The 20,123-nt window shown below is 40.0% G+C and carries 17 protein-coding genes and 1 pseudogene; 3 read left to right on the forward strand and 15 right to left on the reverse strand.

The window, feature by feature from the left end:
- Window positions 1–207: 207 nt before the first annotated feature.
- From gspD to B9T25_RS02155, 11 genes and pseudogenes are all read right to left on the reverse strand, one after another.
- Window positions 208–2,418 (reverse strand): annotated as a pseudogene (gspD, locus tag B9T25_RS02105) (type II secretion system secretin GspD); the annotation flags it as partial.
- A gap of 43 nt (window positions 2,419–2,461) precedes the next feature.
- Window positions 2,462–3,301, reverse strand: a complete 840-nt coding sequence (locus B9T25_RS02110) for a type II secretion system protein N (protein ID WP_086186823.1) — start codon at window positions 3,299–3,301, stop codon at window positions 2,462–2,464.
- Window positions 3,301–4,044, reverse strand: coding sequence for a type II secretion system protein N (gene gspN, locus B9T25_RS02115; RefSeq protein ID WP_086186824.1), 744 nt, complete (start codon window positions 4,042–4,044; stop codon window positions 3,301–3,303). The genes B9T25_RS02110 and gspN overlap by 1 nt, the downstream gene beginning before the upstream one ends.
- Window positions 4,045–4,216: 172 nt before the next feature.
- A complete protein-coding gene (locus B9T25_RS02120; RefSeq protein WP_086186825.1) occupies window positions 4,217–4,543 on the reverse strand; it encodes an H-NS family nucleoid-associated regulatory protein in 327 nt (108 codons plus the stop codon).
- 151 nt (window positions 4,544–4,694) lie between these two features.
- A complete protein-coding gene (locus B9T25_RS02125; RefSeq protein WP_086186826.1) occupies window positions 4,695–5,123 on the reverse strand; it encodes an acyl-CoA thioesterase in 429 nt (142 codons plus the stop codon).
- 11 nt (window positions 5,124–5,134) lie between these two features.
- Window positions 5,135–6,328 (reverse strand): hypothetical protein, encoded by a 1,194-nt coding sequence (locus tag B9T25_RS02130; protein ID WP_086186827.1) that lies wholly within the window; start codon window positions 6,326–6,328, stop codon window positions 5,135–5,137.
- A 7-nt stretch (window positions 6,329–6,335) separates the two neighbouring features.
- The gene (locus tag B9T25_RS02135) at window positions 6,336–7,169 is read right to left on the reverse strand and encodes a hypothetical protein (protein ID WP_086186828.1); all 834 of its coding nucleotides are present in this window, start codon (window positions 7,167–7,169) and stop codon (window positions 6,336–6,338) included.
- Window positions 7,170–7,177: 8 nt separating this feature from the next.
- Entirely contained in the window at window positions 7,178–7,945 is a 768-nt protein-coding gene (locus B9T25_RS02140; RefSeq protein WP_086186829.1) for a uroporphyrinogen-III synthase, read from the reverse strand.
- A gap of 1 nt (window position 7,946) precedes the next feature.
- Window positions 7,947–8,864 (reverse strand): hydroxymethylbilane synthase, encoded by a 918-nt coding sequence (gene hemC / locus B9T25_RS02145; protein ID WP_086186830.1) that lies wholly within the window; start codon window positions 8,862–8,864, stop codon window positions 7,947–7,949.
- A 107-nt stretch (window positions 8,865–8,971) separates the two neighbouring features.
- On the reverse strand, window positions 8,972–9,712 hold the full coding sequence (locus tag B9T25_RS02150) for a LytR/AlgR family response regulator transcription factor (RefSeq protein WP_086186831.1): 741 nt from the start codon (window positions 9,710–9,712) through the stop codon (window positions 8,972–8,974).
- Window positions 9,713–9,765: 53 nt separating this feature from the next.
- Window positions 9,766–10,920, reverse strand: coding sequence for a sensor histidine kinase (locus B9T25_RS02155; protein WP_086186832.1), 1,155 nt, complete (start codon window positions 10,918–10,920; stop codon window positions 9,766–9,768).
- Here B9T25_RS02155 and argH point away from each other — a divergent pair.
- Together argH and B9T25_RS02165 are read left to right on the forward strand one after the other, a co-directional pair.
- The gene (gene argH, locus B9T25_RS02160) at window positions 10,911–12,341 is read left to right on the forward strand and encodes an argininosuccinate lyase (RefSeq protein WP_086186833.1); all 1,431 of its coding nucleotides are present in this window, start codon (window positions 10,911–10,913) and stop codon (window positions 12,339–12,341) included. The two genes, B9T25_RS02155 and argH, sit on opposite strands and share 10 nt — an antisense overlap.
- Window positions 12,342–12,354: 13 nt before the next feature.
- The gene (locus B9T25_RS02165; protein ID WP_086186834.1) at window positions 12,355–12,627 is read left to right on the forward strand and encodes an oxidative damage protection protein; all 273 of its coding nucleotides are present in this window, start codon (window positions 12,355–12,357) and stop codon (window positions 12,625–12,627) included.
- A gap of 389 nt (window positions 12,628–13,016) precedes the next feature.
- Here the strand turns inward: B9T25_RS02165 and pgsA are convergent, their stop codons facing one another.
- From pgsA to B9T25_RS02185, 4 genes are all read right to left on the reverse strand, one after another.
- Window positions 13,017–13,604 carry a CDP-diacylglycerol--glycerol-3-phosphate 3-phosphatidyltransferase gene (pgsA, locus tag B9T25_RS02170; RefSeq protein ID WP_086186835.1) on the reverse strand — a complete coding sequence of 196 codons (588 nt, stop codon included), beginning with the start codon at window positions 13,602–13,604 and terminating at the stop codon, window positions 13,017–13,019.
- Between the two features lie 108 nt (window positions 13,605–13,712).
- Window positions 13,713–14,507, reverse strand: a complete 795-nt coding sequence (locus tag B9T25_RS02175) for a thioesterase family protein (protein ID WP_086186836.1) — start codon at window positions 14,505–14,507, stop codon at window positions 13,713–13,715.
- A gap of 104 nt (window positions 14,508–14,611) precedes the next feature.
- Window positions 14,612–16,417: an excinuclease ABC subunit UvrC gene (gene uvrC / locus B9T25_RS02180; protein ID WP_086186837.1), complete on the reverse strand. Its 1,806-nt coding sequence runs from the start codon at window positions 16,415–16,417 to the stop codon at window positions 14,612–14,614.
- A gap of 107 nt (window positions 16,418–16,524) precedes the next feature.
- A complete protein-coding gene (locus B9T25_RS02185) occupies window positions 16,525–17,382 on the reverse strand; it encodes a hypothetical protein (RefSeq protein ID WP_086186838.1) in 858 nt (285 codons plus the stop codon).
- Between the two features lie 583 nt (window positions 17,383–17,965).
- Between B9T25_RS02185 and fadB the strand changes: the two genes are divergently transcribed.
- The gene (gene fadB / locus B9T25_RS02190) at window positions 17,966–20,119 is read left to right on the forward strand and encodes a fatty acid oxidation complex subunit alpha FadB (protein WP_086186839.1); all 2,154 of its coding nucleotides are present in this window, start codon (window positions 17,966–17,968) and stop codon (window positions 20,117–20,119) included.
- Window positions 20,120–20,123: the final 4 nt, after the last annotated feature.

Raw genomic sequence — 20,123 nt, forward strand, 5'->3', positions numbered from 1 at the left:
CGAAGGAGAAGCTCCGGCATGCTGATATGCATAAATATTATCTGGATTCAAATAAACCATTTCATTGGTTTTTACCACTGAAGTTAACTGATTTTTTTGCTCAGTATGCAACTTATTCTTGGTGACTGAAGCAGAGGACAACTGATTATTCTTCGCTATTGGTTTCGCGGGTTGCGCAGAAGGCGCCTGAACAGGCTTCGACTGCCGTGGTGGCTCAATCGCAACTGACTGCAATGGTGGCTCAATCGCGACCGGGGTAGTAACGACAGCAGACTTACTGCTGTTCTGCTCTGCGGAGGGCACCTGTTGATAATTTTGCGGTACTTTCGGTGCTGAAGGTGTCACAGGAAGACGTTGCTGATAAATATCGTCAATATTTTCTGGTAACTTGGCAAAAGTACCATCCTGATCCATCGCCAACTGTAAGCTATACAATTGACTATAGCGCTGCTGCGACAAACGATTCACATCTTGACTATCGCCAACAATCGTCGGATGGATAAACACCAACAGATTACGTTTTTCATTGGACTTTGCATCGGCACGGAATAAACGTCCAATACCAGGAATAGCACCCAACCCTGGCACTGACTGGCGACTGTAAATCGAATTATCGGAAATCAAACCACCCAACACGATGGTTTGACCATGTTCTGCTAAAATGGAAGTTTTAATGGCTCGTTTACTGGTAATTAAATCCTGAGCTTCGCCTTTTGGCTGTACCGCTGAAACTTCTTGTTCCACCTCTAAACGCACCGTACCATCGGCACCAATATGTGGTACCACTTTTAAGGTGACACCAACATCTTTACGTTCAATGGAGGTGTAAGGATTGACTGTCCCCCCTGTACCTGTACTGACCGATCCCGTCACAAAAGGTACATTCTGCCCCACCACAATATAAGCTTCTTCATTATCCATTGTGACAATAGATGGTGTAGAGAGTAAATTAGACTTGGTTTTACTCTTTAATGCCTGAATAAGTGCACCGTATAATTTACGCGAACCATCGGCACCTTCTTTATAATCACCCAAAATAAGTGACGTTCCTGTACCCAATGCCGATGCAGCACCTGCTGCTCCACCCGCAACATAACCCGCAGCAAGTTCAGCGATACTCGCACCCACATTGCTAAAATTGATTAAGCCAATACCACTATTTAAGTCACCCAATGCCCACTGCACACCCAGTTGATCGGCATCACTGCCCTCAACCTCAATAATCGCAGCTTCAATAAGAACCTGTTGACGACGTATATCCAATTGTTGAATGGCAGATTCAATTTCACGCATGAGTTGTGGATCTGCCTTCACCACTAGGGCATTTTGACTATCGTCCGCAATAATACTGACCCCATTGGCATTAAAGCTGGTGATTGAATTTTGATTATTATTGTTAGAGCCACCACCCAAATTAATGCTTGGCGTGGCAATACTTGATGAGCCACTGCTTGAATTACTTGAACTGTTATTGCCTGAATAATTCGTCGCATTATTATTGCTAGAAGATGATGAAGTATTGGAATTTGATGAGCTGGTCACCGCCTGACCCGTGACCAATCCTTGTAAAATTTCAGCCAGATTTTTTGCACTGGCATATTTTAACCGGAAGACTTTTAAGCCCCCCAAACGATCGGCTGTAGGCACATCCAACATTTCAATCATTTGACGAATGCGTTTACGCGTTACCGTATCACCTTTTAAGACTATACGATTGGTTCGCGTATCGGCAACAATTCGGATACGTGAGCCTTTTAAGTCTCTTGCCGCGCCCGTAGAACTCATTGACTCCAGCAAACCAATCATTTCTTCAGCTTGACTCGATTGCAACGCAACCGCCTCAATATCATTTTGCCCAGTTCCATCTAAATTACGGATAATGGTTTCAAGCTGATAAATATTGCTAGCACGGTCAGAAACAATCAGTGCATTGGTTCCTGCAACTGCAGACAAATGCGCAAACTGCGGCATTAAAGGCCGCAGCGCTGGAATTAAATCATTGGGATTGGTATTTTCCAGCCAGATCACCCGAGTGACAATTTGATCACCCGTTGCGCGTTGTTTGGCATCGTATGGAATACCAGAGCCTTTCACATTACTATCTGGAACAAGTTTGATGGTATTGCCTGAAGGAACAGCCACAACACCATTAACATTCAAGACCCCTAAAAATAAGTCATAGACTTCAGCTTTATTTAAAGGTTTATTGGAAATGACCGTCACATTGCCACGTACACGTGGATCGACAGCAAAGTTTTTCCCTGTAATATCGGCAACTTCATTAATAAATGCTGTTAGATCTGCGTCACGTAAATTAATTTTCCATGTTTGTGCATAGCTTGCCGTACTCACCATAGCCATAAGTGGTGCAGCAGCGAATAAAGCCCAAACTGGACGATGATGATTAAATAAAGCCATAAAATTTCGTGCTTCCTAATCCTATAATGTGACGATGCATCACTTAAAAATCCTGTTGTATGGTCATCACTTGATCACCACGCTTTATTTCTATTTTAACTTGACCTTCACGTCGAGCCTGTTCTAGCAATTGGGCATCACCTTGCCCCTGACCGACAGCCTGCCCATTTAAGGACATAATCCGATCACCTGGTTGTAAACCCAGTTTGCTGCGTAACGCTGCAGGTGTTCTTGAGGTCACTTCATAACCCTCGCCCGCAGCATTCACCCCCATATCTTTTAAATATTGTTCCCGATCTTGCTGTATTTTTTGTACGGCTTGTCCTAATGCGTTCTGCTCCTGACTCTGCGGCGTTTGAGTCACTTGATTATTAGCAGATGATGCATTTGCTACAGGCTGAACGATCGATTGATCCAAACCATTTTCAATACCTTTGAATTTTAACTCGCGAGTTGTCCCATTACTCTGACGCAACACCGCTCGATCCCAATACACTTCAGCAAGTTGGTAAGATGTGTTGGCAATATTTTCCCCCACCCGATAGCGATCAGCGACCTCATTGACCTTAATCACCGCAGAAGAAAACTGACTTGGGTAGCCCACCATCACTCCTTGCAATGCCAGATTAATACTTTCATCAGTAGCCGCTGCCCCGCCTACTTCTTGAAATAATGCAAATGAAGTAATATTCGGAACTTGCGGTTGTTGCGAACCCAATGCAATGCGTTCGACTTGCATCACCTGAGGCGGTGCCACGAACAACCAAAAAATACTCGCCAACTTCCAGCACAAATATAGAATAAGCAAAATTAAAAATACGGGTGCTGCTCGATCTGCTTGCTTCCAATTCAATTGTTGAATTTTTTCAATCCACTCATTCATTAGAAGCTACCTTTAAATAAAGGTTGACGCGAACTAATCACATACGTATCTAAGCCTGCTTTACCTTCATAAGAAGGAATGTTCATCAATAAGCGCTGAGTCAATTGAACATCCAGCATCAAATTTTGATCAACTGCCAATGCAATCAACTTTTGGTCGCGCTGATCACGAATATCAAACATCAGCTTGTTATTTTCATCTGACAGTTTTCCTTTCAATGATGGCATATTCATTCGATCTTGGCGCTGAGCATAGCTGTAAATCAGTTCACCACCCGCCCACTGTAACTGACCTTCAGCCTGTGCAAAGCCCTGCTCTTTTTTAAAATTAAAATCGATATTCTGTAATTGAATAGTATTTGTCGGCCATTGCCAATCCACCACATTCTTTAAGGTTTCAGGTGCAATTTCCCCATTCAAATCATGAATCATTATTTTTTTGCCAAAACCATAACCGACAATACCATCGAGTTGCGTATTCCCACTATGAACGTCTATCTGTGCCCCCAAACGTAACAAAAACAAATCTAAAGGTCGTGTTTTCCAACTCAACGATCCTGTTAAATTTCCTTTACGCCAATCTGCTTGCCCTTGCCAAATATTACCGCTTACATTTTGCAAGACCTGGTTGTTTTTATAAAATTTTGAAATGAGCCAAGCCGCTGGAATTTGGAGTAATACAAAAATAAAAAAAATGAGGATAGCAAAGATCCACCACGCCATATATTTGGGTTTTTTTATCATCCCACCACGACCAACATATCGATTATTCTTCCTTGAGCTACTATATTATCTTTCTACACACATTATGCATACTTTTTCCACAACGCCAATTCCAAGATATAAAAAAACCAAGCATAAATGCTTGGTTTTTTCAGTCTAATCTGATTGGATGACATTCTGATGAATTTTGCAATCAGATAAGAAAATCTTCCAGTTTTGCACCACTTTCTAATTCAGCAACCAACCAACGCGGTTGTTTACCACGACCCGTCCAAGTGTCAGAAGGATTCTGTTTGCTACGGTAACGTGGCTCTACAGACTTACGTGTGCTTTTCTTACGTTTCGTTGCACCAAACTCTAAAAGCTGTTCAATCGTTAAACCTACATTATCTGCAATCGCTAAAATTTGCTGATAAGCATCTTCAATCGCTTGATCCTTTTTAGAAGCAATTAATGCTTCTGCTTCAACCTGCAAGTGTTTTAACTCTTCAACAGATAAATTACTAATGTCTGGCATCATATTAACTCCAACTAGATTTTATATTTATTTATACAACGTGGCATAATATTTTTATTATCCAAGATATACAATATAAAATTTTAAATTACCAACAATATTTCAACAGATTTTACACTTCTATATATTACTATTGCTATATTTCTAGATATTTTTAAATTTGATGATTAACCATTAATTCAATTTCTATCACTTTCTGCCGAATTATTTCAGGGATTGGCATTTTAAGCATATTCTCTTTGTCCACACAAACAATAACCGCCTCGCCTAATGCAACAATAGCTTGCTGCTGTTCACTGTATAATAGATAACTCATTCGAAGTGCACTATTACGCATTTCTTCTACACGTACGCCAATTTTAAGTTGATCAGGATAAAATACTGGACGAATATATTTGCACTGATTTGATGCAACCACTGTATAAACATCATGTTGAAAAACATTGAGCTCATCCATATAACGAATGCGAGCACTTTCCATATAACGATAATACAAAACATTATTTACATGAGCAAAAGCATCCATATCCCCCCATGCGACTGGCTGTATATGAACAATGGGATAATCTGATAGCATCAACATTAATTTACTCGCTATATTTTAATTTCTACAAAATTTGCATTATTTTCAAAGATTGAATTTAACTGTTTAATCAATTCGTCCTGACCTTTTAAGGTAGATTTAACCCGCAAATAATTCATCATTACGTTATCTGGATATAATTCAAGCATTTTTTTCGCTTCTTCTTCTCGCGCTGTCGCCGTATATATATGCCATTTCGCAAAGGAAAATACGGGTAAAGAAGGATATTTATTTTCCCAATACTCAATCCGCTGCTCAACCTTTAGATAATCAGGGTTTTGCTTTAATAATTGCTGTTGGAACCACAAATAAAAAACGTCTTGATTAAATTGTTCATCTAATAAATGTAATGCCAAATCTTCATGTTGCCAACTAAAAGACGGCATACGAGATAATACTTTCAACCACAAGCTCTTTATCTCATAATTTCGATTATAAATTTGATCTGCTAAGTCTAAATAACGCCGTTGTAAATTTTGTAAACTTTCTATATCCGCTTGATCAAAAGCAAGTAATAACTGTTGTAGCCATGCTTGTTTGGTTTCTGTACCTAAATGTCCATATTTGGTTGAGCGTAAATATACCCACGGAAACTGTACAGCAAATTTTTCCCATAACGAGGTAATACGTAAATCATAGGCCACCTTTACATCACTTAACCAAGGTGAAAGCTCATGCTGATTTAAAAACTCAAGATGAGTGAGAGCTTGTTCACTGTCATTTTGGGCAAGGTAAATTTCAATCCGTTGAATTTCAGCCAATTCAAATGCCATGGCATTGGTTTGATTTAATTGTGCAAGTGCTTCTGGATAGTGTTGCTGCATCCAATAGAGTCGCGAATCAATAATCCCTTTTAATAAACCTGATTGAGAAAAAACACCTTGAATAAACGCATGTTGCTCTTGAGCTGCTTCTAATAACCAAACAACAGCCAACTGTTCATAAGGATGTAGATTTTTAAAATTAAAAACAGTTTCTAATTTACGTTGCTCTTTGGTTAAATAACGTTTAATCAACAACCAAAACAATTGCGTCATTAAACACAGCACAGCGAGAGAAATAAAAATGATCCAAATATTGGTTTGAATTTGCCATTCACGCCAATATAAATACACATAACCTGCACCATAACCGTAACTTAAAACACTCAGTACTGCGATTATAATTAAACTAATAAAAGCATATGCAAGTAGAACCTGTTTCATGAATGTCTTACCCCAATAATGCACGCGTATTTAAAATTGGCGTAGGAATAACCGTAAATCCTTTTATTTTTTGGATGTTTTGAATCAGTTGTCGCGATTTCTGATCGGGTATCTGATTCAGTAGTTCAATAATTTCCACCAGCGATTTTTGATATTCCAAATACTGACCTTGCTGCAAAGCTTGCTGTGCGAGCAATAGTCGCAATTGCGCTTCTTTTAATACTAAAGGTCTTTGCATTAAAGCCACAGCGGGCTGTTTCGCAGGCTCAATCACAATCCAACGCTGCCAAAAATATTTACTTTGTGGTTGGCTTGCATCTAATTGTGGCATATTAATTTCTTGTGTTAATGCTTGATCAAGCTGGCGTATCAATACATTTAGTTTTTCTTGCTGTGCAACTCTAGCACTAACAAATTGCTGAATCGCTTGTTGGTCTTTCTGAATGACCTGATGCAAACTTTGCTTCAATGACGGTGCCAAAGCATATTGCTCTAGATTACGATCAAGATGCATGAGTTTATCTAAGGCTTCATTAAACTGTTGTTGCTTTAGCATAAATTCAATTAAATCAAGTTGCTGCTTAACCACAAGAATCGGGTCTATACTCAAAGGTTCTATTGTTTTTAAATCATGCTCACCTGAACTGACTGACTCACCTTTAACATCGACATGACGTTGTAAGGCCACAAGCTGGTCATTTAAATTTGCATTGCTTTGTTCAATACGGTGCAGATTATTGGCTAATTCTGTCTGTTGTGCAGTGATTTTAAATACGTCATAACTTAATTTTAAAATCCAGAGCAGAGCTAAAACGAGTAATAAAATGAAAATTTTCTTCATGTGTTCCCTTACACAACTGCAATCTGCTGCAAAATTGAATCTGTTTTTAAATCAGATAATCGCGTGATATTAAAACATGCTTGATGATTTTTTTTATAATCTGAAACAACTTGATACAAGCGCTCCCCTAAAACCAAGTAATGCCCTTTTGCAACAACCTCATCTCCAGCTCGCACAAGATCAATCCAATTGATCCAGCTCGCTTCACTACTCACCACCATATAATATTGTTTCTCTTGTGCTAATTTAGCCAGTAAATGAGGAATCTTTTGCTCGGTCAAGACAGGACAACGGCGCTGATATAAAATAAAATTGAGAACATCTATGCCTTGTTGCTGCAAGCGATCCATCATAAACAGACGACCGCCTTCACCGCGCCAAAAAGCAATACATGTCCCCGCACTCAAAGCTTGTAAAATGGGCAGCTGTAACATTCCCTCTGATGTTTCCACCAAAGGAACTTTAGCAACAATCCCATACAGAGCTAACGCTTGAGCTGTAGCTTCCCCGACTGCAATCCACTGTATATGCTGAATAGCCTCAAGTGATAAAGAAGCTTTGGTTAAATAATCCATCCCAATTTCAACTGCTGTTGGACTGACCACAACAATCAACTGAGTAGAAGGCAATCGTTGATAGAGCTCAGATAGAGTGTTCGACCAAGGTCGAGCAACCAATTCCAATAAAGGCAAATCTAACACTTCAACTTGCGCCATGCGTAATGCATGACTCAAGTTTTCGGCACGAGTTTGGGGACGCGTATTAATAAACAACATCTTAATAAAACGCTTTAAGCAAATCACCTGCGCCTTGTTCAAGTAACTTCTGAGCCAGCGTTTCACCCAACTGTTCTGCTTGCTCAGGAGCCCCCTTAAGTTCAACTTTCAACAAGGTTGCACCATCGACACTGCCAACACGACCTTCAATATGGAGTTGACCTTGATTTAAAAAAGCATAACCTGCTATTGGAACTTGGCAACCGCCTTCCAAATATGCATTGAAAGCACGTTCTGCACGGACACAAATATCGGTCTCATCATGTAACAATGGTAAAATAAGATCTAATACAGCTTGATCCGCTGCACGACATTCCAAGCCCAATGCACCTTGTCCAACGGCAGGTAAACTAATTTCAAGTTGCAGGGTATGGCGAATGCGATCTGCTAGGCCTAGGCGCTTTAAACCGGCACTGGCCAAAATAATGGCATCGTACAAACCTGTATCTAATTTAGATAAACGCGTACCAACATTACCGCGTAAGTCAATAATGTTAAGATCTGGGCGCTGTTTTAAAATCTGGCATTTACGACGTAAGCTTGAAGTACCGACTTTGGCCCCATGCGGTAATTCAGCAAAACTGTTATATGTATTTGAGACAAAAGCATCCAACGGATCTTCTCGCTCACAGATCACCGCAAGCGTTAATCCTTTAGGTAATGCCATAGGCACATCTTTCATAGAGTGAACGGCTAAATCAGCACGACCATCAAGTAATGCTTCTTCCAACTCTTTCACAAATAAACCTTTGCCGCCAATTTTAGCCAAAGGCGTATCTAAGATTTTGTCACCTTGCGTCACGAAGGTCACCAACTCGACTTTAAGATCAGCATGCATTGCCTCTAAACGGGCACGAATATGTTCGGCTTGCCATAATGCAAGCGGGCTTTGTCGAGTTGCAATCTTCAAAATCTTCATAAATTTTAGAAACAGTCAATAAGTGCGTTGTTCTAAACTTAACGTGCTGACTTAAAAATGCAAGTAAATTTGCGCACTTGTTGTCAGCAAAATGATGAAAATCAGATCTACATTTTTTGTATTCGCTCTCTTAAATAAGGTAAATGACGCCTACTGACGGCCAAACGCTCCTCCAATTCACGACAACGGACTTGATACTGCCCTGAACTAATCACTTCGAGCCCATCCAAAAAATGTACTGAAACCAAGGCATTTCGATGAATTCGAATAAATTGATCACCAAATTCATTTTCTAAGTCTTTTAATGTTTCATCAATCAGTAAATTGCCATGCTTATGCCGTACTGTGACATATTTTTGATCTGCTAAAAAATAATAAATATTTTCCACAGGTACCAATTCTACGCCCCGGTAGGTTTTCGCCACGATTTGATGGCGTTTTATATTTAATTCGTCCATATCTTCTTTTTGTTTTAACGTACTCATTTGTGCTTGAGTCAGTTTTGTTAAATGATCTAAAACCTGTTGCAATTCCTGCTGCATCACGGGTTTTAATAAATAGCCCTCTGCATGTGATTTAAATGCATCTAAAGCATGTTCGTCATAGGCAGTACAAAAGATAATGGCAGGCATAAAATCAAGCTGACGCAAATATTGTGCACAGCTCAAACCATCCATTTCAGGCATTTGAATATCTAAAAGCACAACGTCTGGCTCGTGAAATTGCGCCAGATCAAGCGCCTGTTGACCATGTGTGGCTGTTGCAACGACTTGATGCCCCAGTTGAGTGACTAAACGTGATAAGCGCTCTACCGCGAGAGGTTCATCATCACAAATTAGGATGTCCATTTCTCCTCCTTTCCCAGTCAACATCATTTTTTTTATAGGTTAACTATGCTTTCTTATTTATATCGATATTGCACAACTGTGGTAAATATCCCCTTCCCTGCATATGTCTGAAAAACCACACCGCGTCCATAATAAGCTTGTAGACGTTGTTTTACATTATCAACTGCAATTCCATGTCCTTGTCGTAATGTTATTTTATCCTGTGTATAAGGATTAGTAATGACTATATTGACTTGATTTTGCAATATTTCGATCAATATACTTATCGTACTCTTTGTTAAAAATTTTTCAACTCCATGAAAAATACTATTTTCAACTAAAGGTTGTAAAGTTAATAACGGAATTTGTATGCAAGAAAAGAGAGCTTCATCATCACATTTCCATTCTACTTGCAGTCTATCACCCAATCGAATCTGTTCAATAGCTAAATAACGCTGACAAAGCTCAATCTCATCTTTTAATCGAACCAACTTAAGTTCTTGAAAACTTGCACGAAATAACCGCGATAAATTCAATAACATTTGTTCAGCTTTATCGGGGTCAATGCTAATTAAACTAATCACACTATTTAAACTATTAAACAGGAAATGTGGATGAATACGGGCTTGCATGGCTTGAATACGTGCATTGAGCTCACTATTTTGTTGCCGTGCCCATTGCTCTCGTAAATATAAATAGCGAAAACAAAATGTTCCAATCAGTATCCCATACCCCAGATGCAACATCACACCATCAAGTAAAATATCTGCCGTTAAATGATGGAAGTGAAAATTTTGTCCGAAATAGATCAAGCCATTGAGTGCCACAGTGGTCAGCAACAAAATAATTTGTAAAAGAATAAAACCGGCACATAACGCTTGTGCAAAACTTAAGGGCTGAAATTTTTGTTGAAATCGTTCAATCAATGCAACAAAACACAGTAAAACCCAATTGATAAACAACATATATTGCAGCAATCGGTCTACACTTAAAGCGCCCCATGATTGCGCTTCTGCTAAAGCTAAAATCATCGCTAAAATATTACTGGCAATAAATAATTCGATTAAATGTTGCCAACGCCCGATTTTCGTAAAAAAATAAGCATATGTCTTATTTCCCTGTGTATGAGCAAAAGTTTGGTCGTCTTGTCCTTCGGCAAGTGAACCTGAATTTGTTATACTGTTCTTAGTTCTAATGCTTTTTATCTTATTGAGCCGACATGACCACATCTTCTAATTCCTCAAATCCGTCACAAACCCAAACTTCGGGTATGTGGGGCGGTCGTTTCTCTGAAGCCACTGACGCTTTTGTTGCTGAATTTACAGCATCTGTACAATTTGACCAACGCTTTTATAAACAAGATATTGCAGGTTCTATTGCACATGCAACCATGCTCGCAAAAGTTGGCGTGCTAACTGAGCAAGAACGTGACGACATCATCACCGGCTTAATGGCAATTCAAGCGGACATTGAAGCAGGTAACTTTGAATGGCGCATTGACCTAGAAGATGTGCACATGAACATTGAGTCTCGTCTGACTCAACGTATTGGGATCACAGGCAAGAAATTACATACCGGTCGTAGCCGTAACGACCAAGTCGCAACCGATATTCGTTTATATGTACGTGACGAAATTGACGCGATTTTAAAATTACTGGAAAAATTACAAAAAGGCATTTTGGGCTTAGCGGCTAAAAATACCCAAACTATTATGCCAGGCTTCACACATTTACAAACGGCACAGCCTGTGACTTTTGGTCACCACTTAATGGCATGGTTTGAAATGTTAGTACGTGACAGCGAGCGCTTGATTGACTGTCGTAAACGTGTCAATCGCTTGCCATTAGGTTCTGCTGCACTTGCAGGGACAACCTATCCGATTGACCGTGCTTATACTGCGGAACTATTGGGTTTTGAAGATGTATGTGAAAACTCACTGGATGCTGTATCTGATCGTGACTTCGGCATTGAATTCAACGCTGCTGCATCACTGATCATGATGCACTTGTCGCGTATGTCGGAAGAAATGATTCTTTGGACTTCAGCGCAGTTCAAATTTGTCAACATTCCTGACCGTTTCTGTACTGGCTCTTCCATTATGCCGCAGAAGAAAAATCCTGATGTTCCGGAACTCATTCGTGGTAAAACGGGTCGTGTGTATGGCGACTTAATGAGTCTTTTGACCCTGATGAAAGGTCAACCGTTGGCTTATAACAAAGACAATCAAGAAGATAAAGAACCCCTGTTTGATGCGATTGATACCGTTCGTGGTTCACTGATGGCATTTGCAGACATGATTCCTGCGCTTGTACCTAACATTAAAATTATGCGCGAAGCTGCACTGCGTGGCTTCTCAACCGCAACGGATCTTGCTGACTATTTGGTTAAAAATGGCGTGGCATTCCGTGATGCCCATGAAATTGTCGGTAAAGCGGTCGCACTGGGTGTGGCTGAAGCTAAAGATTTATCTGAACTTACACTTGAGCAATTACAACAATTCTCAGACTTAATTTCTGAAGATGTCTTTGAAAAAGCACTGACGCTTGAAGCATCTGTGAATGCACGTAACCATATTGGGGGTACTGCACCTGCTCAAGTTGAAGCAGCAATCGTACGTGCTTACACCCGCTTAGAAAAACTTTACGCTTAAGGAAGAATGAGAGATGTCTCGACAGGTTTTTTGCCGTAAATATCAAACAGAAATGGAAGGCTTAGACTTTGCACCTTTTCCGGGTGCAAAGGGTCAAGAATTTTTTGAAACTGTATCTAAACAAGCTTGGCAAGAATGGCTAAAACACCAAACGACGTTGATTAATGAAAAACGTTTAAATGTGTTTGAAGCAGATGCGAAGAAGTTTTTAGAAGAACAACGTGAAAAATTCTTGAGCAATGATGAGTCTGTTGAAAAAGCCGAAGGTTGGACTGCCGAAAAATAAGGCAGTGCATTGATTTTGATTCGCAAAGTGCCTAGAAGCCAAGACTGAAAAGCAATGCTCATATCGCTTTGAATAAAAAAGCTCCATTTTAATGGGGCTTTTTTTGCTCTTTAAAAAGCGCTACAAAGCAAAATCACATCTCCAATAAAACGATACATTTCAATACAATAAGTTACATGATTCCAGAGATTTATTCTCCTATAATCAATTCCAAGAAGATGGTTAAACATCTTATAAAAATATAAGTATTTTCAATTTCAATCCTAGGTTTCCCCCAAAATCTAGGATTTTTTTTGTCTAACACGGCTACCTTTATTTTAAAAGCAATAAATTGAGGTGAAAAAAAACGCCCTGACATAGGCGTTTTAACTGAATTCTTCAAGCTTAACTTAAGGCTGTTTTAGATAAGGCCACGCGGCTTTTAAATAAATAAACATTGACCATAATGTTAGAATTACAGCGGTATACAGTAGCAGATAAGCTAAAGTTTCAAGCGGTTGCCAATTCAACAAGAACACTGAAATTGCAATCATCTGAAAAGCCGTTTTATATTTACCCACAGTTGATACTGCAACACTGGTACGCGCACCGAGCTCTGCCATCCATTCACGTAAAGCAGAAACCGTAATTTCACGTGAAATAATCACAATCGCGGCAAATGCCATCGACATACTGGGTTGCCATTGCACCAAAACAATCAGTGCAGCTGCGACCATAAGTTTATCTGCCACAGGGTCAAGAAAACGACCAAATGCGGATGTTTGATTGAGTGAACGCGCCAAATAACCGTCGAACCAATCCGTTATAGCAGCAATCACAAAAATAGCCGTTAAAATCATGTGACGAGTCATGTTACTGTCTTGCTCAGCGACACCGATTGTAGGTGGCCAATATGCCACCAACAAAAAAACGGGTATTAAAGCTATACGCGCCAAAGTCAAGATATTTGGAATATTCAGGATTCGACCTGTAGTCATAGACACCGCCAATTTTCCCCTTTATGTACGATGAAAAATCACACATATTCTGAGAATGGATTCATCGTTAATTCAGACTCACTTTATACGAATTGCTATAAAGTGTCACTAGGCAAACACGGTAACTGTCTGCCTAGAAATTGCAATCAGTCTATTTTCAGCATCCCACAGATGTGCATATTCTGTGGAGTAACCTTCTGTGGCATAGTCAGTAAATACTTTATATTTAAACCAATCATACAATTGATGCTGTACAGGATGCACATACGTCACATGCCATGTCAGCGAACTGGCAGGTGACAGCGTTTGAAACATCGGCAATACACCCGGTGGCCAAATATCCAGTAAGGTCATCAACGCTGCAACTGTTAGTTCATCATTTTCATGCTGAGCTGGGTTAAAACGGAACCAGCCACCAAAGTCAGGTTTCGCACTGGCGGTACACGGATAATTACCTTCAGCCCAACACACATCAAATTGCTGATAGCACTGCGGCATCGCGGCATGCTGAGGAAGTTTAGCTAAACTTTCAGGGTTCGGATAATCTGGAGCAATACGTTCTTGGTGTACCTGAATGCTCGATTCGCGCTGCATACCAAAACTGGCAATTAAAATACTTTGTACCGCATCATCTTGCCATAAACGCACTTCAATGGTGGTGACTGACTTGCCTTGCCTTAAAATTTCAGCCGTGAGTCGCACTTTACTTTCTTGCACTGGGCCGACAAAAGTGACACTGGTACTGAGTAAGCGTTTTGCTGGATCGGCTATGGTCACCAAAGCCTTTTGCATCATCATCCCTGCAACTAAACCACCATAAATGGTGCGTCCTTGTAGCCAACCCTGCGGAATATTGACCCATTCATCCTGTTCAATTTCTGTGAATAATTGGCGTAATGACATCCTTCATCCTCTATTGTTTTTGCTTTACGCTATCTTTCACTGATTTTGTATTGCTGTGAATGATCAATGACTCATGCGTCAGTGAGCATTTTTGCCAATCTGCCCTAAAGAGCTTCATGCAGAATTTTATAAATGGTTCTGGCCATGACTTCACCCAGTCCCGATACCAGCATGAGTTCTTTTTCTGAAGCTTTCAGCACACCTTGAATACCGCCAAAATGGGTCAATAAATCACGGCGACGTTTTGGCCCTAATCTTGGAATAACTTCTAAGACTGAACCACCGCGTTTTTTATCACGTTTAGCGCGGTGTTTGGTGATGGCAAAACGATGCGCTTCATCCCGCACCTGTTGAATCAAATGCAGTGCTTTATGGTCTTCGGGTAATTGAATTTTTGTACCATCGGTAAAATGTAGTGTTTCCAACCCCGGTTTACGCCCTTCACCTTTGGAGACACCCAGCATAAACGCATCTAATCCAAGTTCTTGCATGACTTGCATCGCCATGTGCAATTGACCTTTACCGCCATCAATCAAAAGTAAATCGGGTAACATGGCTTTTTTATAACGACGCGTCAGTGCTTGGCGCATGGCTGCATAGTCATCGCCACCAGTAATATCCTCAATGGAAAATTGACGATAATCACGTTTACGTGCACCGCCTGCATCGAACACGACACAAGAAGCAATGGTGGCTTCACCCATGGTATGCGAAATATCAAAACATTCTATTCGGTCAATCGGTCGCCCCACCACTTGCTCAAGTTGATGAAAACGTTCATTCAATTCAAAATGGTTAGCCAGTTGTCCTTTGATGGCATGCTGAACATTCATATTGGCCAGCTCAAGCCACTCAGCACGGGTTTCTCGCACCTTATGCTTAATCTGTATTTTCTTGGAGAATTCTTGTTGCAGTGCTTGTTCTAATTCTTTGCTGTTTGGCAATTCTGCATTAATAATCAACTCATTGGGAACTTCATCGGCCACCTGAAAATAAAAGTTCGCCATAAAATCAGACAACATTTGCCCTAAATCATCACCCAACATATCAGGGAAATAACTTTTTCCCCCCAACATTTTACCGTTGCGTACATGCATAATTTGTACACAAGTTACCCCTGCGTGATAAGCGATCGCCAAAATATCGGCTTCCCCTTTGACTTTATAAATCGCTTGTTGCGACTGTACATCACGTAGCAATGCCATACGATCACGATAAAATACCGCTTTTTCAAACTCCAAAGCATCTGCCGCAGCTTCCATTTTAGTAATCAGTTCTTGATTGAGTTCTTTAGTATCGCCCTGTAAAAAACGTATCGAATTTTGGACATCTTCTTGATAGTCTTCAGCCGAAATTAAACCTACACACGGCGCAGTACAGCGTTTAATTTGATATTGTAAACATGGACGTTTACGCTGCGAAAAATAGCTATTTTCACATTGGCGCACGTTAAAAAGTTTTTGTAACACCAACAAAGTATCGCGGGCATTATAGGCACTTGGATACGGTCCAAAAAATTTACCTTGTTGATGTTTGCCCTTACCGCGTCCACTGGCAATTCTGGGATAAGGTTTATCACTGGAGATAAAAATATAAACGTAGGATTTATCATCGCGCAACATAATGTTATAAGGTGGACGATGTAATTTAATTAGGTTTTGTTCAAGCAATAAGGCTTCAGTTTCCGAACGAACAATCAGCGTTTCAATATTATAAATACGTGCCACCAACGCCTGTGTTTTAGGATGTTCGATGGTCTTTACAAAGTAGGTCGACACGCGATTTTTTAGATTCTTGGCTTTACCGACATATAGTAACTCACCGTCTTTGCCGAGCATGCGATAAACACCGGGCAAAGTCGTCATATTGGCTAAAATTTTTTCTATATTTGCACGTGCATTTTCGTTCACGGTAGACTTTTTAATTTAAATGATCTTTCATGATGTAAGACTGATCCTGCAATTTTCAAGTCTACTGTTGCAAAAATGGCTTATTTATCGCTATTTTCAAAGGATGATCACAAATCAAATGTTTTATTGATGCTATTCAATGCACTTTCATTCAAAAAATCACATTGTAATGAGCCATCGGCAGTCATCACTAATGTTTCATTTTGAGTATGATAGATGGCTCCATAATCTCGATTTTCATAGCTAAACGTTGCATACTTTGTAGGATCTGCAATGAAAGGTTCATATTGTTTCCAAGGAATATTATTCCACACTCCTTGGTTGACCACTGTCCCGCTATAATGACTTAAAGAGTTCGGATTAAAATCCATATAATCCTGATTACTCAGCACTGCCAACTTTTGCCAACACACGGCATCCGATTTAAATGTGGCTGTATTTCCAGAATCAATCAAGCGATGCAAATGTTGTAAAGTTGCATCACTGACATTCGGTGTACTCTTCGCCTGACGCAGTAAATATTTTACATAATCAGTCATATAAAACCCCGATAAACCAATTTTTTTCAATTGATAGGTGAACTTTAATGGATGACTGGATGCCAAATTACTGGGTTGATAAGCTAAAGTCGTATCATTAAAACTGCTATTTTCACCTATCCAATAACTACCATCTGCTTTTTGAGGCGGCGAAATAGTAGATATTGCATCTTCAATCAAAAAATTCCGAATGGCTTCCGTTTGATAAAGTGGTTTTTCACTATAGTGAATAGATAAATGATTCATTTGATCAATGTGATATTTTTTTTGATTCAAATGAGTTACATCAACATCTGCTTGAACCTCATAACTATAAAAAGTTTTAGTCGCAGACTGCTCAACGACTCCTGATGAATCCCCCGATCCCCCACCGCCACAAGCGGTTAAAAATAATGTCGATAGCAATACAGCACTTATATTTTTCATCTTATGGCTTAACTTCATCTTATTTATCAGGATTATTAATGAAATTCTTTGCTAAAAACAAGCTGTGAAGCTATAAAAAATTAAATGACCGACTTTATTGGGTGATCTGCAACGCTTATTGATCACACCATTTCCTGAATCAATTTTAAATTTCAGTCAAATTGATCTTAAAAAGTGAAGCAAACGCCTAAAATAAAACGTTCAATCTTTGTCATGCGAGTTATTTTATTTACAAAAGCATGACTCACTTTTCTATCAATTGACTTTTCTGACCAAAACAAGCAAATAAAAAACTTGTAATTCAAGACTTATACCCGATATAAATAGTCACGAAATTATTAAAAAATCTTAATTTAAACAAAAAGTTCATCATATTTTTACAAAGCAAAGTAAAAATAAAGCCATCTACCACACAGGTTTGTTAAAGAAAAATTGATGACCCTTGCGTCACGGCTTGATACAACTTGTTATGTTCTTTTTAGATATAGTTATCGTAAGATTAGCGAAGTTCAATGTATGCAAAAACTGCGTACATACTTCAAAACATCAACTTAAAAGTCCTCCAAAATAAAGGAGATCAGGCATGATCCACGCTGGCAATGCCATTACCGTCCAAATGCTTTCGGACGGAATTGCAGAATTCCGCTTTGACTTACAAGGTGAGTCGGTCAACAAATTTAACCGTGCAACTATTGAAGATTTTAAAGCCGCTATTGATGCTGTAAAAGCAAATAGCGACATTAAAGGTTTAATCGTGACCAGCGGTAAATCAACATTCATCGTTGGTGCAGACATCACTGAGTTTGGTGAAAACTTTGCTCAGGGCGAAAAAGCAATTGTGGATTGGGCAATGCCTGTTCACGAAATTTTCAACAGCTTTGAAGATTTAGACATTCCTAAAGTTGCTGCAATCAATGGTATGGCATTGGGCGGTGGTTTTGAGATGTGCTTAGTCTGTGACTACCGTGTCATGTCTGAGCAAGCACAAGTCGGCTTACCTGAAATTAAACTTGGGATTTTCCCTGGTTTTGGTGGTACGGTGCGTTTAAGCCGTGTCATTGGTATCGACAATGCAGTTGAATGGATGGCGATGGCTAATCCTAAAAAAGCTGCTGCTGCTATTAAAGATGGTGCTGTTGATGCGGTGGTTGCTGCTGACAAACTTAAAGATGCTGCAATTGACTTGGTTAAACAAGCACTTACTGGTCGCGTAGACTGGAAAGCAAAACGTCAAGAAAAACTTGATCCTGTGAAATTAAGCCCAATCGAACAAATGATGGCGTTTAACTCTTCTAAAGGTATGGTGCTTGCAAAAGCAAACCCAGCTCAATACCCAGCGCCAAAATTATTATTGGATTCTTTACAAGCAGGTGCAAGCCTTCCACGTAACGAAGCATTAAAAATTGAAGCTGAAGGTTTCGCTAAAGCTGCGGTAACACCACAAGCAGGCGCATTGATTGGTTTATTCATCAATGACCAAATTGTGAAAAAAACCTCGAAAAAACATGAGAAAGGTGCGCATCCTGTAAACCTAGCGGCTGTATTGGGCGCGGGTATCATGGGTGGCGGTATTGCTTACCAAGCGGCAAGCAAAGGCACACCAATCATCATGAAAGATATTGGTAATCCACAACTTGCACTCGGTATGTCTGAAGCGAACAAATTGTTGACCAAACAAGTTGAACGCAAAAAAATGACTGCTGCAAAAATGGGTGAAACCCTTGCACGTATCCGTCCAACTTTAAGCTTAGATGAGTTTAAAGAAGTAGATATCGTGATTGAAGCGGTAACTGAAAATCCTAAGATTAAAGCTGCGGTACTTGCGGACACTGAAAAATCAGTTCGTGAAAATACCATCATTGCATCAAATACCTCTACAATTTCAATCACACGTTTGGCTGAATCACTACAACGTCCTGAAAACTTTGTTGGTATGCACTTCTTTAATCCAGTTCACATGATGCCTTTGGTTGAAGTGATCCGTGGTGAGAAGACTTCTGATGAAGCGATCGCGACCACTGTGGTTCTTGCGCAGAAAATGGGTAAAACACCTATCGTTGTCAATGACTGCCCGGGCTTCCTTGTAAACCGTGTATTGTTCCCTTACTTTGGCGCATTTGACCTTCTTCTTAAAGATGGTGCTGACTTCCAACAAGTCGACAAAGTCATGGAAAAATTCGGCTGGCCAATGGGCCCTGCTTATCTTATCGATGTTGTCGGTATTGATACAGGCGTTCACGGCGCAGAAGTGATGGCTGAAGGTTTCCCTGACCGCATGAAGCCAGACTTCAAAGGTGCGATTGAGTTAATGTACGAAGCGAAACGTCTAGGTCAAAAGAATGACGTTGGTTTCTACAAATACGAGCTTGATCGTAAAGGCAAGAAAGCAAAAACCATTGATCCAACAGCATATGAGCTTGTTGCATCTATGGCGACCACTGAAAAACATGAGTTTGATGCTCAAGAAATCATTGATCGCATGATGCTAACTTTCTGTAACGAAACCGTTCGTTGCCTAGAAGACAACATCGTTGCGACTGCTTCTGAAGCGGATATGGCAATGATCATGGGTGTTGGTTTCCCTCCATTCCGTGGTGGTCCATGTCGTTACATCGACCAAACGGGTGTAGCTGAATACGTAGCACTTTGCGACAAATATGCACACTTAGGTAAAGCATATGAAGCGCCACAAATGTTGCGTGACATGACTGCTAACAACAAAAAATTCTACGGTTAAGGAG

This window comes from Acinetobacter sp. ANC 4470 (assembly GCF_002135335.1).
GTDB lineage: Bacteria > Pseudomonadota > Gammaproteobacteria > Pseudomonadales > Moraxellaceae > Acinetobacter.